12 protein-coding genes are annotated in these 14733 nt (G+C 42.3%); 5 read left to right on the forward strand and 7 right to left on the reverse strand.

The genetic code is table 11. From position 1 onward, the window contains the following. Nucleotides 1-84: 84 nt before the first annotated feature. Both O9316_RS01245 and O9316_RS01250 read left to right on the forward strand, forming a co-directional pair. Complete coding sequence (locus O9316_RS01245; protein ID WP_298204863.1) at nt 85-1611, forward strand: PAS domain-containing sensor histidine kinase; 1527 nt, start codon at nt 85-87, stop codon at nt 1609-1611. Further along, nucleotides 1598-1996 (forward strand): response regulator, encoded by a 399-nt coding sequence (locus tag O9316_RS01250; protein WP_298204864.1) that lies wholly within the window; start codon nt 1598-1600, stop codon nt 1994-1996. Before O9316_RS01245 ends, O9316_RS01250 begins: the two co-directional genes overlap by 14 nt. 60 nt (nt 1997-2056) lie before the next feature. On the opposite strand, the gene rny is transcribed toward O9316_RS01250, so the two are convergent. From rny to O9316_RS01265, 3 genes are all read right to left on the reverse strand, one after another. After that, nucleotides 2057-3619, reverse strand: a complete 1563-nt coding sequence (gene rny, locus O9316_RS01255) for a ribonuclease Y (RefSeq protein ID WP_298346896.1) — start codon at nt 3617-3619, stop codon at nt 2057-2059. A gap of 207 nt (nt 3620-3826) precedes the next feature. Then, nucleotides 3827-4120 (reverse strand): cell division protein ZapA, encoded by a 294-nt coding sequence (locus O9316_RS01260; protein WP_073363264.1) that lies wholly within the window; start codon nt 4118-4120, stop codon nt 3827-3829. 2 nt (nt 4121-4122) lie between these two features. Then, nucleotides 4123-4413: a hypothetical protein gene (locus O9316_RS01265; protein WP_298204865.1), complete on the reverse strand. Its 291-nt coding sequence runs from the start codon at nt 4411-4413 to the stop codon at nt 4123-4125. Nucleotides 4414-4607: 194 nt separating this feature from the next. Here O9316_RS01265 and O9316_RS01270 point away from each other — a divergent pair, with 194 nt between their 5' ends. From O9316_RS01270 to O9316_RS01280, 3 genes are all read left to right on the forward strand, one after another. Further along, nucleotides 4608-6296 carry a M23 family metallopeptidase gene (locus O9316_RS01270; protein WP_298204866.1) on the forward strand — a complete coding sequence of 563 codons (1689 nt, stop codon included), beginning with the start codon at nt 4608-4610 and terminating at the stop codon, nt 6294-6296. 63 nt (nt 6297-6359) lie between these two features. Then, complete coding sequence (locus O9316_RS01275; RefSeq protein ID WP_298204914.1) at nt 6360-8762, forward strand: TonB-dependent receptor; 2403 nt, start codon at nt 6360-6362, stop codon at nt 8760-8762. Between the two features lie 12 nt (nt 8763-8774). Beyond that, complete coding sequence (locus O9316_RS01280; protein WP_298204867.1) at nt 8775-9497, forward strand: hypothetical protein; 723 nt, start codon at nt 8775-8777, stop codon at nt 9495-9497. A gap of 149 nt (nt 9498-9646) precedes the next feature. On the opposite strand, the gene O9316_RS01285 is transcribed toward O9316_RS01280, so the two are convergent. Genes O9316_RS01285 through O9316_RS01300 form a run of 4 tightly spaced genes read right to left on the reverse strand, consistent with a single transcriptional unit; the run spans nt 9647 to nt 14721 of the window. Further along, nucleotides 9647-11476 carry an ABC transporter ATP-binding protein gene (locus O9316_RS01285; RefSeq protein ID WP_298204868.1) on the reverse strand — a complete coding sequence of 610 codons (1830 nt, stop codon included), beginning with the start codon at nt 11474-11476 and terminating at the stop codon, nt 9647-9649. Beyond that, the gene (locus O9316_RS01290; protein WP_298346898.1) at nt 11473-13203 is read right to left on the reverse strand and encodes a phospho-sugar mutase; all 1731 of its coding nucleotides are present in this window, start codon (nt 13201-13203) and stop codon (nt 11473-11475) included. Before O9316_RS01290 ends, O9316_RS01285 begins: the two co-directional genes overlap by 4 nt. Before the next feature lie 39 nt (nt 13204-13242). Next, a complete protein-coding gene (locus tag O9316_RS01295; RefSeq protein ID WP_298204870.1) occupies nt 13243-14193 on the reverse strand; it encodes a glycosyltransferase family 2 protein in 951 nt (316 codons plus the stop codon). Further along, complete coding sequence (locus tag O9316_RS01300; protein ID WP_298204871.1) at nt 14194-14721, reverse strand: DUF4199 domain-containing protein; 528 nt, start codon at nt 14719-14721, stop codon at nt 14194-14196. Nucleotides 14722-14733 lie beyond the last annotated feature (12 nt).

The raw sequence follows: 14733 nt of genomic DNA on the forward strand, positions 1-14733 counted from the left end.
TATCGAATCTTTTGTTAAATTTGATTTCACTTTTTTACCTCCTCAAGTAGAAAAATGAATCCAAACGCCCCAAAACCTACGACTATGACCACAAACTTAGCCGCCAACCCTCGGTTTAGTGCTGTACAGTACAATTATCATAAGCGGATATTAAATCTGATTCCCGATTTAATATTTCAAATATCCGTTACTGCGCAGCAAGAGTTTTTCTTTACCTATCTCAACAAAAGCATTATTTCTTTTTTTGAAGTCAATCGCTTTGAAATTGCAGGGAACCCTTTAGAAGTAATTAAAAATCGCATACATCCCGAAGATTGGGATGATTTTTTGCAATCCATTATCAAAGCCAAAGACAGCAGTGAGCATTGGAACCATGAGTTTCGCGTGGTGCTACGTACCCGAGGGGTTTTATGGTTTAAAGCGAAGGCAACTATTGATATTGATGAAAATGGCGACGCTATATTTATCGGAAGTTTAACCGATATTACCGATATAAAGCAACGAGAGTTTCGCATTATCGAATCGGAAGCACGCTATCAATTTGCCTTGGAAGCCTCTAATAATGGCGTTTGGGATTACAATGTAGCCACCGATCGGGTGTACTTTTCTAAAGAATCGCTGGCCATCTTGGATTTTGATGCTAGCGATAATTTGGTGACTAATTCCAAGTGGGATGAGCGTATTCACCCCGATGATTACATACAATACAAACAAGAAATCGCAAACCATAGTAATGGACAAACTACGTATTTTGAGAATACCAAACGAGTCCTTACCAAGCATGGTGTGTATCGATGGATACGAAGTAAAGGAAAAGTAATTGAGCGCGATGCACAAGGCAATCCGTTGCGAATTATAGGGGTGCATACCGATGTTACTTCTGAAAAAGAGGAAGAACAAGCGTTGCAAGCCCATATGGAGATTATCTCCAAACAAAACAACCGATTGCTCAACTTTGCCCATATCGTATCGCATAACCTTCGCTCGCATACGGGCAACTTTAAGATGTTAATCAATATTATTGATGAAACGGACGATCCTCAGCAAAAAGAGGAGTGCTTTGGCTTTTTGAAAACCACTTCAAAAGCCTTGTCCGAAACCATCGATCATTTAAAAGAGCTGGTTGACATTCAGAGTACAATTATTCATAAGAAAGAGAATTTGAATTTAAATGCTTTTTTAAATCATACCCTCGAACTTTTAAGTAAAGAAATTAAGGACCATAACGTAAATATCGTAAATTTGGTAGATGCTAAAGAAACGGTACAATTTAATCCAGCCTATTTGGAAAGTATCTTTTTAAATTTTACCACCAATGCCATTAAGTATGCGCATCCCGACAGGCAACCTGAAATTCGGTATTCGCTTCAAAAGGAGCATGGAAAATTGGTGCTGCTTATCCAAGACAATGGCGTGGGGATCAATTTGGAAAAATACGGAGAGAAATTGTTTGGCATGTATAAAACGTTTCATCAGCATCCTAATGCCCGTGGTATCGGCTTGTTTATCACTAAAAACCAAATCGAATCTATGGGCGGCAGTATCGAAGTAGAGAGTCAAGTTAATGTAGGAACCACTTTCAAAATCAACTTTTCGAATGAAATTCAATAATATTTTTGTCGTGGATGACGATTTAGTGTATCACTTTGTCATTAAAAAATTATTTAATAAATGCAATATCGAAGCGGAGGCTCAATTCTTCTTTAACGGATTGGAAGCGATTGACGGGTTGAAAAATGTTTTGAAAACCGAAAAAGAACCCGATTTAATTCTCCTAGACATCAATATGCCTATTTACGACGGATGGCAGTTCTTGGACGAATTTCGAAAGCTGAAAAACAATATGTCGAAAGATATCACGGTATATTTGGTCAGTTCTTCCAACGACTCCACCGATATCGACCGTTCAAAGCAGTACAAAGAGGAAGTAAAGGATTATTATTTCAAACCTATTACGACCAAAGAATTTGAAGAAATGCTAACCAGTGCCGGTTAGTTGATGTAAAAAAAGGGAACATCAATGAAGAGTTCCCTTTCTTTTTTTAGTCCTACTTTTTTATTTGGCAATATTCACGGCGCGTGTTTCACGAATTACCGTAATCTTCACTTGACCTGGGTAGGTCATTTCCGTTTGAATTTTTTGTGAGATTTCAAACGAAAGTTTTGCAGCCATATCGTCGGTTACTTTTTCACTTTCCACAATCACACGCAATTCGCGACCCGCTTGAATGGCATACGCATTTTTCACCCCATGGAATCCAAAAGCAATAGCTTCCAAGTCTTTCAAACGCTGGATATAGGAATCCAATACTTGACGACGGGCTCCCGGACGTGCTCCAGAAATCGCATCACAAACTTGGATAATCGGAGAAATCAAATACTTCATTTCGATTTCATCGTGGTGTGCACCAATAGCATTGCAAACTTCTTCTTTCTCACCATATTTTTCAGCCCATTGCATTCCCAACAAGGCGTGTGGTAAATCACTTTCGGCGTCGGGTACTTTACCGATATCGTGAAGTAAACCAGCACGTTTGGCTAGTTTTACATTCAGCCCTAATTCAGCGGCCATTATACCACACAACTTCGCTACTTCGCGGGAGTGTTGCAATAAGTTTTGACCGTAAGAGGAACGGTATTTCATGCGGCCTACAATTTTAATCAACTCCGGATGCAATCCATGAATGCCTAAATCAATCACCGTACGTTTTCCTACCTCGATGATTTCGTCTTCAATTTGTTTGGTTGTTTTCGCCACGACCTCCTCAATTCGTGCAGGGTGAATACGACCGTCGGTTACCAGTTTATGCAAAGATAAACGTGCAATTTCACGACGTACAGGGTCAAAACACGATAGAATGATAGCCTCAGGGGTATCGTCTACAATGATTTCCACACCTGTTGCCGCTTCCAACGCACGAATGTTACGCCCTTCACGACCAATGATGCGTCCTTTCACGTCATCGGATTCGATATTGAAGACCGAAACACAGTTTTCTACCGCTTCTTCCGTACCTACACGTTGAATTGTGCTGATGATCACTTTTTTTGCTTCTTGTTGTGCGGTTAACTTAGCTTCTTCGATGGTTTCTTGGATGTGGGCCATGGCTTTGGTTTTAGCCTCCGCTTTCAAACTTTCCACCAGTTGTTCTTTGGCCTCTTCTGCCGACAATCCTGAAATAACTTCCAATTGTTCTACTTGACTTTTATGCATCTTATCTACTTCTTGATGCTTTTTGTCTAGGATTTCAATCTTGGTTTCGTATTCTTTGGCCTTAGCTTCAAAATCATCGTTGAGTTTTTTGGTTTTGGCCAATTCACTAGATACTTGCGATTCTTTATCGCGGATGCGTTTTTCAACTTCAGCCATTTTTTTGTCTTTGGCTAAAATCTCTTTTTCATGCTCGGCTTTCAATTCTAAAAACTTCTCTTTCGCCTGCAGTAATTTGTCTTTTTTCAAGTTTTCAGCTTCCAAACTGGCATCTTTTAAAATCGATGCAGCTTCTTTTTTGGCATTCTTAATCAAAGCGGAGACATTGCTGCGCTCCAGCATTTTGGCGACACCAAAGCCGCCGGCTAATCCGACCACTAGGCCGATTATTACTTCTACTATACTCATGGTTTTGTAAGGTTATATATAAAAAAAGCCCACATTAGTTGCTTGTATAAACTCGTAAAGACAAGTTTTGAGCTAGCTCGCTGTTCTGGCTTCCCGTCGGGCGGGCATGCTATAGTAGCGACGATTTGCTCATTTGAATTTGTTAGTGTTGAGTTTACCAAAAATGAACTAATGTAGGCAGTATTTTAATCTAAAAGAACGTTGTTTCTAGCGGTTGAGATAGGTTTCCAAAGCATTATTCAAACGGGCTAATCGGTCAATTGATTCTGTATCAACTACCGTATCGACTGATTTTTGCTGTTCCAATTGCGAGGCAAACTGTAAGGCACACATAGCCAAAACGTCTTGTTTGTCCCGAACGGCATAGTTTTCCTCAAACTGTTTAATCATTGCATCGATTTTTTTGGCTGCACTGCGCAAACCCTCCTCTTGACTCATGTCAACAGTGAGCGGATAGACACGGTCGGCTATCGATAACTTGATTTTCAGTTTATCGTTCATATTTAATCAGCCAATTGGGCAATGCAATAGTCGATTTCTCGAATCAGCGCATTGATTTTTAGCTTGGTATCTCGTTTATATTCTTCACTGCCTAATAACGAATTGGTCATTTTGAGCGCTTCAAAATCCTTGATAAGCTGGGCATGAGTGGCTTGTTGTTGGGCTAAACTTTGCGCTGAACCCTGCAACTGTTGCTGTAATGCGCGGTTTTTTTGTTCTAAATCGTCCACCTTGGCACACAATCGCAACACTTTTTTTTCCAGTGCATCAATGATTTCTTTGATTTCACTCATGGGTGACGCCTTTCGTTACTTAATCCCACAAATTTATAACTCTCGGGGTATTTAACCAATAAAAACGACAAAAAATACAATTTATTTTGAAGCGCTTGGCTAAACTTTTGCGATTCAGTATTTTGTAAATTCTTAACAGCAAATGTTTTCATCTCCCATTCTCTTTTGCTATTTTAGCCCAAAGACCTTTTTTTATGCGCAGTTTGCTATTTTTTTGGTGTTCAATTACTTACTTATTCGCTCAGCCGTATCCACAAGATTATTTTCAATCTCCGCTCGCGATACCCTTGCAACTTTCTGGTAATTTTGGAGAATTACGGCCCCATCATTTTCATGCCGGATTTGATTTCAAAACACAGCAACGCGAGGGACTACCGGTGTATGCTGCCGCCGAAGGGTATGTTTCACGCATTAAAATTGCAACCAATGGCTATGGAAAAGCGGTATACATAACGCATCCCAACGGGTATACTACCGTGTACGGACATTTGCAAAAGGCGGTTGGAGTTTTTGAAGCCAAAATTCAAGCCTTGCAATACGAAGCGAAGTCTTTTGCCGTAGAAGCTTATTTTAAACCTGGGGAACTGCCCGTCAAAAAAGGGGAACTCATTGCGCTATCGGGCAACACGGGCGGTTCAGACGGGCCTCATTTGCATTTTGAAATTCGCGATTCCAAAACGGAGCAAATTATAAATCCCTTGTTTTTTGGATTGGTTATCCAAGATTCCAAAGCGCCTACCGTAGCCAATGTGATGGTCTATCCTGTTGGTCCCGATGCCGTAGTAAATGAATCCAAACGGCCGGTATTGTTGAGCCTATCTTTGCAAGCTGATGGGACGTATATTGCCCAAAAAATCCAAGCTTCGGGGACACTTGGTTTTGCCATCAATGCCTTTGATCGCGATGACGTGTCGTTCAACAACAATGGAACTTACCAAACCCGTTTGTACCATAACGGCCAGTGTAATTTTGAAGTTCTTTTTGATCAAATGGCCTTTGATGAAGCCCGCTATATCAATGCGTATATCGATTATGAACGCTTCAAAAAAACAAAGCAGCGTTTTCAAAAATTGTTTTATAACTATCCCTACGCTTGGTCCAATTTGCGCAATGTCAAGGCGGGGGGACTCCTTACGGTAACCCCTAATATGGCGACCACAGCCCGTATTGAAGTGGCTGATTTTAACGGGAATCAAACCGTAATCACACTGCCCATCTCCTATTCCAATGCGCCTGCAAAAATAGCCGATCCAACACTCAAAACACCGTATTTTATGAAGTGTCAAACCGATGCCTTGTTTGAAAAAGATAACGTTTCGGTGTATTTTCCAGCGAAAACCTTTTACGATGATTTTTATTTTCAATTTGACGTAAAAAACAATCAAGTTCAGTTGCATGAGGATATTGTTCCTTTACACCAAAATTTTACGCTAACTTGGAAAAACGAATCAATTCCTGCCGCATTACGAGCCAAAACTTACATCGCAACCGTTCAAGGGAATCGTTTTGGGTATAATCCCACTCAAGTCGACGGGGCTACTTTTACGATGCGTACCAAAACATTGGGTAAATTTCAATTGGTTCAGGATGTATTACCACCAAAAATAGCTTGGTTCAAACCACCCAAAAGTAAAGACTGGTCTGGTTTAAATGCGTTGCAACTCACGATTTCCGATGAGCAATCAGGGGTGGCCAAAGTCAATGGGTATCTCAATGGCGAATGGGTGTTGTTTGAGTACGATCCGAAGTTAAAACGGATTACTCATGTTTTTGAAGAGCGATTTTTGAAAGCGGGAAACAATAATTTGAAAGTCGAAGTCGTTGACCATGTTGGAAATTCAACTATATTTGAATCCACGTTTAACCGAAATCCAAAAAAATAACTCATTTTGTCGTTATCCAACTATTTCATTGGTCTATTGTTCTTGGCAGTAACCACAGTTTCCATGGCACAAACCGGAAAGATCACGGGTGTGGTTTTGGATGAAAACAACAAACCTATTGAAGGCGCCAATATATCCTATGATATGATCTCCGTAACTTCGGATGCCAATGGATTTTATGTGCTTGAAATTCCAGCCGACCGCAAGATTACCGTTCGTTTTAAACACGTTGCCTTTAAGTCCATTACCGCCAATTTTCAAGTAAAACCCCAAGAGATTCTCGAATTTAACCCTGTAATGGATAGTGAGCAAGAGCAACTCGAAGGGGTTGTTATCACTGGCGTTCGTCCCAGAGCGCGCGGGATTATTAGTGTGGACCCGCAAGTAGTACGGCGTATTCCCGGCTTGAATGCTGGAGTCGAAAATGTATTGAAAATTCTTGGAGCGAGTTCGAACAGCGACATGAGTTCACAATACAGCGTTCGCGGTGGAAATTACGACGAAAATTTGGTGTATGTCAATGAAATTGAAGTCTATCGCCCGTTTTTAATTCGCTCGGGTCAACAAGAAGGATTGAGTTTTGTAAACAGTGATTTGACCCAAAAAATTGATTTTTTTGCTGGAGGATTTGAAGCGAAATACGGCGATAAAATGTCCTCAGTGCTAGACATCACCTACCGTAATCCTGAGAAGTTTGGCGCTTCGATGGAAGCTAGTTTTTTGGGTGGGGCCGTATCAGCTGAAGGGATTTCAAAAGATAAAAAATGGAGTGCTATTGGTGGATTACGCTACCGTGACAACTCTCTGCTCGTGAACAGTCAGGAAACGCAAACCAATTTCCGTCCGCGTTTCATGGATGCTCAGGTGAATATCAATTTTATGCCCGGAGGCAAGTGGAACCACAGCTTTCTTGGAAATGCTTCGTACAATCGCTACAATTATCAGCCTTTGACCCGCCAAACGAATTTTGGAACCTTGGACGAACCTATTGCTTTGCAGATTTTTTACGAAGGACAAGAAGACGACCGTTACCAAACTTTATTTGGCGCCTTCAAATCGGTGTATCAAGCCAATGAGAATACGACATATAAAATTATTGCTTCGGCTTTTCATACCCAAGAACAGGAATATTTTGATATTGATGCCTCGTATTTTTTAGGTGAAGTGGATGCCAATATTGGATCGGAAACTTTTGGGAATGTCACTTTTAACCGCGCCATTGGGTCGCAATTGAATCATGCTCGCAACAACCTCGATGCGTTGATCATGAACTTTGAAATTAAGGGGTCGCACAACGAAAATCGCAAGCATCGCTTTGATTGGGGGGCTAAGTTCACCCATGAGAATTTCAGAGATCGTTTGGTGGAATGGGAAGTTATTGACTCGGCCGGTTTCTCGATTAATCCTCCGGTGGTGGATATTCCAAATGATCAGCCCTATAATCCTTATGTGGGTCCGTTGGTTCCTTTTCAAAATGTACGGGCCACCAATTTTGTCGATATCAACCGAATTTCAGCGTTTGCGCAATGGAACACCAGAACGCGTGTTCGACGCGGCATGTTGTATGCTACAGCAGGCGTTCGGGCACACAATTGGACCGTTTCGGGGCGTGGTCTAGAAACCGTAACGCAAACCGTATTTAGTCCCCGGGTGCAACTCGCCTACAAGCTCGACAATAAAGACATGTTGTTTCGATTTTCCACAGGATTTTATTACCAGCCCCCGTTTTACAGGGAATTACGCGATATGAGTGGGGTAGTGCAACCACGGGTAAAAGCCCAACAGTCCGTACATTTTGTGTTGGCCAATGATTACGGATTTACCATGTGGAATCGTCCCTTTAAATTGGTTTCAGAATTGTATTACAAGGCCATGGATGATGTGAATACCTATACCTTAGAAAATGTACGTATTCGATACCGAGCCAACAACGATGCGGTAGCGTATGCCTATGGATTGGATGTTCGTTTGAACGGTGAGTTTGTCAAAGGCACCGAATCGTGGTTTACCTTTGGGTATATGAAAACCGAGGAGAATCAAAACAATCGGGGCTACATAGCGCGTCCTACGGATCAACGGTTGAAGTTTGGAATTTTGTTCCAAGACTACATGCCCAATATTCCGAATGTAAAAATCTACATGAATATTGTGTATAACACGGGTTTACCAGGAGGCTCTCCTTCCTACGCCGATGCTTATCTCTATCAAACGCGCTTACGGGATTATCGTCGTGCGGATGTGGGCTTCTTTTACGTGTTTACCGAACGAAATGCACAACGTGCCGCTAGTCATTGGTTGCGAAAATTCCAAGATTTGTCGTTGGGATTTGAAGTGTTTAATATGTTTAATAATCAGAATGCAATCACCAATACTTGGGTTCGCGATGCTTACACTAAAAATCAATATGGAATTCCTAATTTTATGACGACGCGTGTGTTCAATCTCCGATTGACGGCCCGACTCTAATTTGAAGTGCTTATGAAACGATTGACTTTTGCCTTGTCGCTATTGCTTTTGGTAGGTTGTAAAGAAACACCACCGCAGCCAAAAGTAATTTATTCCAAAAGTTCGACTCCCAAAACGGAAGCGAAAAAAGACGGTACTTTATTAACATTGTGTGATTTGCCCGTGCAATTTCCTGGTACCTCGGTGTTGTTATTTCCGGTGGGTGAGGTCGCTTTGAATGAAGGGAGTAAAGGCGGTGCAGACTTTAGCAGTAGTCGCTATGACAGCGGGGTAAGTTATCAAGTGTCGAATACCAGTGAGTTTGAAATTGCCGGCAATCTCTCCAATGTTAAGTTTCAGGTGAGTCCCAAAGATTCCTTACGTTCCCTAACCAACAAACCGATACGTATAGAGCGTATGGCTTATTTGCACGGCTTGGCCGAAAAGGGGAAGGCGAAACTCTTGGTTTATGAAGTACAAGACAGCGATACCAATCAAGATGGAGTAGTCAACGCCAACGATATTCGCAGTTTGTATGTGAGTACCCTTGAGGGGCAAAATTTTACCAAACTCACCACGGAATATCAAGAGTTGATTGATTGGAACTGTTTGGAAGGTTTAGGGCGCTTGTATTTTCGGGCTATTGAGGATTTGAATAAAAATGGTGCTTTTGACAAAAACGATAAGGTTCATTATTACTATATCGATTTACTATCCAACACTTGGGTCCCACAAGAATACAATCCGCTGCCGTAGCGGATTTTTTTTTTTTTGAAAAGGGGATTGCTTTTCAGTCCCGGGCGCAACGGCATCCTTTGGGGTTTAGCCCAAAGATACAGTGGAGCACGGGAGTGGGTGTGTGCTTGAAATAGAGGTGTTCTTGCTGCCTAAAAAAAGAAACCGACTTAGTCAAAACTTTGCAACGTCACCAATTTGGCGTAGGTCCCCTCAAGCGCCATGAGTTCGGTGTGGTTGCCTTGCTCAATGATTTCGCCTTTATGGAGCACCACGATGGTATCGGCGTTTTGAATGGTCGATAAACGGTGCGCGATGACTATCGAAGTGCGGTTTTGCATCATATTTTCGAGGGCAATCTGCACTGCTTTTTCACTTTCGGTATCGAGGGCTGAAGTGGCCTCATCGAGAATCATGATGGGAGAGTTTTTGAGTACCGCGCGGGCGATAGAAATTCGTTGTTTTTGTCCACCTGAGAGTTTTCCACCCGCATCTCCGATATTTGTTTGGAGTCCCAAGGGCAATTCCATCACAAAATCATAAGCATTAGCCACTTGCAACGCATGGATTAACTCGGCTTCTGTGGCTTCGGGTTTTCCGATACGCAGGTTGTTTTCGATGGTATCGTTGAATAAAATCGAGTCCTGAGTCACCAAGCCCATCAAACGGCGCAGCGCATGAATGTCCATGGTTTTGATGTCAACGCCGTCGATGGCAATAGTACCTTCGTTAACATCATAAAAGCGGGTGAGCAGGTTGGCCAAGGTACTTTTTCCGCTACCCGATTGTCCCACCAAGGCAACGGTTTTTCCTTTGGGAATGGTCAGCGAAAAGTTTTTCAATACAGGCTCGTCTTGGTAACCGAAATTGACCTGCGACAACGTGATGTTGTCGGTGAAGTTGGATTTTTGAACGGCATTGGGTTCAGAGGTTACCGTATTTTCTTGTTCGAGTACTTCAAATACCCGTTCGGCGGCGGCAATCCCGTTTTTCACAGCATACGAGGCTTTGGAAATTGCTTTGGCCGGTGTTAGAATGTTATACGCCAATCCCATAAACGATAGGAATACGGGGCCCGATAAGGATTTGTCAACCAACACCAAGGTTCCTCCATAGACCAACAATACGGCAATAGTAACGATTCCAAGGAGCTCACTTAAGGGCGAGGCGAGGTTGTTTTTCTTTCCGATTTTGTTGGAGAGTACTAAGAGTCGGTGCACGGATTGTTCGAAGCGGCTTTTGAAGTTCTCCTCGGCCGTATAGCTTTTGACCACTTTGAGTCCGGTGAGTGTTTCTTCCAATAGTGAAATAAGGTAACCAGCTTCATTTTGGGCACGAAGGGATTGTGATTTGAGACTTTTTCCAATCAACGAAATGATAAATCCGGCGATGGGAATGAAGATAAAGACAAACAAGGTGAGTTTCCAACTGATGGTAAACATCATTATGATGGAGAAAATGATGGTGAGCGGCTCTTTGATGATAAGCTCTAGCACCATAAAAAAGGAATTCTGCATTTCACCTACATCGCCTAGCATACGGGTCATAACGTCGCCTTTTCGTTTTTCAGAAAAAAATGAAATTGGGAGGGAAATGATTTTTTGATACATTTCGTTGCGGATGGTAGCCATGACATTGGTGCGCAAATGCATCATGTGGTAGGAGGCCATATATCCGGCAATGTTTTTCAGTAAAAATGTAACGATGACAATCGAAACCACCAAGAAAAGCGCATTTTGAGGTGTCCCCGAGTCGGTGAATTGCGTGACTTTATAGTACAAAAGATTCTCGAGATAGTCTTTTGCTCCAGAAATAGTAGTGTATACCGGCGCTTCATAGACCTTTTTCGTTTGGTCAAAAAGAACGTTCATCATAGGGATGAGCGTGATGAAGGATAAGGTTCCAAATAGTGCATAGAGAATGTTGTAAATAACATTCCCTACCACATGATCTTTGAAGGGGTAGATGTACGGCTTTAGTTTGTGGATGATTTCTTTCATGCGTTTAAGCCCATGTCGGCAATACAATTTTTAATCTTTTTGTCCAAAAGGGCTTCCACCGCATCAATTTCTTCTAAAGAGGAGAGGGGCGCATTCACGCTGAAATAAAATTTGATTTTGGGTTCGGTGCCACTGGGTCGGGCACAGATTTTACTACCGTCTTCCAAATAGTAAATCAATACGTTGGATTTGGGGATGGTGAGGTCAAATTCACTTCCGTTTAGTACATCGCGTCCTTTGGAGGTTTGATAGTCTTCGATACACACGATCCGTTGGCCATTGATTTCGGCCACTGGATTTTGGCGCATGTCAATCATCATTTGGTTGATTTCTTGTAAGCCTGAAATTCCTTTTTTGGTGAGTGAAATGAGGTGTTCTTTATAAAAGCCGTGATCGAGGTAGAGATTGAGGAGCTCTTGGAAGAGCGAACTACCAGCGGCTTTGGCTTGTGAGGCAATTTCGCAGACCAAAAGGGTTGCACCTACCGCATCTTTGTCGCGAACGGCATCTCCGACCATGTAGCCAAAACTTTCTTCACCGCCACCGATAAATTGGAGTTCGGGAAAATCTTTAATGAATTTGGCAATCCATTTGAATCCGGTCAAACCTACCTTGCATTCCACGTTATAGGCCGAAGCCAATTCGAGCATCATGGGAGTGGAGACGATGGTAGAGCCAATAAATTGTTTACCGTTGATTTTTCCGGCACGTTTCCATTGTTCCAAAAGGTAGGCAGTCATGATGATCATGGTTTGGTTTCCATTCAACAGCACCAATTCGTTTTGGGTATTGCGCACGGCCACGCCCAAACGATCGGAGTCGGGATCGGTTCCAATCACGATGTCGGCGCCAATTTCGTTGGCCAACTTCAACGCTAGGGTTAAAGCTTCTGGTTCTTCGGGATTGGGTGACTTTACGGTTGGAAAATCGCCATTGGGGATGGCTTGTTCCTGAACGATATTTAGATCGGTATAGCCCGCTGCGGTGAGCACGGCTGGAATGGATTTGATGGAGGTTCCGTGAAGCGAAGTGTAGACAATTTTGAGTCCTTCACGCGCTTCTTTAGGCGTGTTGAAACTAGCGTTGGCAAGCGTTGAATTCACAAAGGCTTTAACTACGGCTTCATCGATATATTCAATCAAATCTTCATTGGCTTCAAAACGAATATCGGCATAATGTAAGGCCTCAATCACTTCGATGATTTCCTCATCTTGTGGCGGAACCAATTGTCCACCGTCTTGCCAATACACTTTATACCCGTTGTATTCGGGCGGATTGTGCGAGGCGGTCAACACGATACCGGCATGGCATTGTAAATGTTTAAGGGCAAACGACAACTCAGGCGTAGGGCGCAATTCGGAAAACAAATATACGTGAATTCCGTTGGCCGAAAAGACATCGGCAACGACTTTGGCCAAGGTATCACTGTTGTGGCGGCAATCGTAAGCGATAACCACTTTGAGCGCCTCTCCAGGGAATGATTTTTTTAAATAATCGGATAGTCCCTGAGTGTTTTTTCCAAGGGTGTAGCGGTTGATTCGGTTGGTACCTATGCCCATGATGCCGCGCATACCGCCGGTTCCGAATTCTAAGTTTTTATAAAAGCTTTCTTCCAATTCTTTTGGATTGGACGTCATCATTTGGCGAATAGTTGCTTGCGTGGCCTCATCAAAAGTGGGGGTCAACCATTCGTTTACTTTAGTTACTAAGGAAGGTTCCATAGGCATTTTAAAGGTATTGTAAGCTTAAGTTAGGGGTTGTGTTGATTACCGTTCTTCGGCAATTTTGTAACGCTCTTCGTTGTTTTTGGTTCGTAATATGATTTCACCGAGAAATCCCGCCAAAAAGAGTTGCGTGCCGATAATCATCGAAGTAAGTGCAATGTAAAATAAAGGGTTGTCGGTGACCAAAATGGTGTGAAACCCGGTATAGAGTTTGATGAGTTTTACCACAATGATAAACGCTGTAGAAAGGAATCCGAGGACAAACATCAAGGCTCCGAATGCCCCAAACAAGTGCATGGGTCGTTTGCCATAGCGGGAGAGGAACCAAATGGTAATTAAGTCCAAAAAACCATTGATAAATCGACTCATTCCAAATTTGGATTCGCCGTATTTTCGCGCTTGGTGGATCACTACTTTTTCACCAATACGATTGAATCCCGCGTTTTTGGCGAGTACAGGGATATACCGGTGCATTTCGCCGGATACTTCTACATTTTTTACCACTAGATTTCGGTAGGCTTTAAGGCCACAATTGAAATCATTGAGGTACACGCCCGAGGTTTTTCGTGCGGCCCAATTAAAGAGTTTGGAGGGTAAATTTTTGGTCACTACATTGTCGTACCGTTTCTTTTTCCAGCCTGAAACCAAGTCATAATTTTCCTCAGTGATCATTTTATATAAGCCGGGAATTTCATCGGGACTATCCTGTAAATCGGCATCCATAGTAATCACTACATCGCCTTGCGCGCGAGCAAAACCAGCGTGTAGGGCTTGTGATTTTCCATAGTTGCGAAAAAAGCGAATTCCTTTTACACAGGGGCTTTCGTGACACAATGATTCAATAACCGCCCATGAACGGTCGGTGCTCCCATCATCAATAAACAACACTTCATAGGTATATTGGTGTTGATCCATCACCCTTTTGATCCATTGGTGGAGTTCGGGTAACGATTCTTGTTCGTTGAGTAACGGGATAACGATAGAAATATTCATCTAAAATGTTTGCTCTTTGGATTTAAAAATGGCCGCAAAGATAAGACCTGCAATCGAAACTCCTAGTAGGGCAAAAGCCAAACCTTTGATTTGCGTTGTAATTCCAAATTGGTCGCTTTCTTTCAGTTGTCGAATAGCTTCTTCCATTTGTGCTTTGGTAGATCCCATTTTTTGCATTATTTCGACTTGAAATTTAACCGTGTGCTCTTTTACAATATCTTTGGCTTCAACATCTACTACGTTGAACAAAAAGATCATAAAAACAGTAGCCAGCGTCACCCGCAAGCCCGCAGCAATAAAATAGGTCGTAAAGGCGTCTTTGAAGGTCATGTGCCCACCCATTTCTTTTTTGGTTTTGTGAAGCATCACACCATAAACAATTAGAAAAATCAAAATCTGTCCAAAGCCAATTCCCATATTGACAAACAACTTTAAATCGACCACATACATGATGGTACTGATTAACATCGAAACAAGCGCTAGCACAATACCGTAGTTTACGGCGTTTTTCTTTACGATAGGATTCATATTCCCAAATTT

It is taken from the genome of Flavobacterium sp. (assembly GCF_027533505.1).
In the GTDB taxonomy this organism is placed as follows: Bacteria; Bacteroidota; Bacteroidia; order Flavobacteriales; family Flavobacteriaceae; genus Flavobacterium.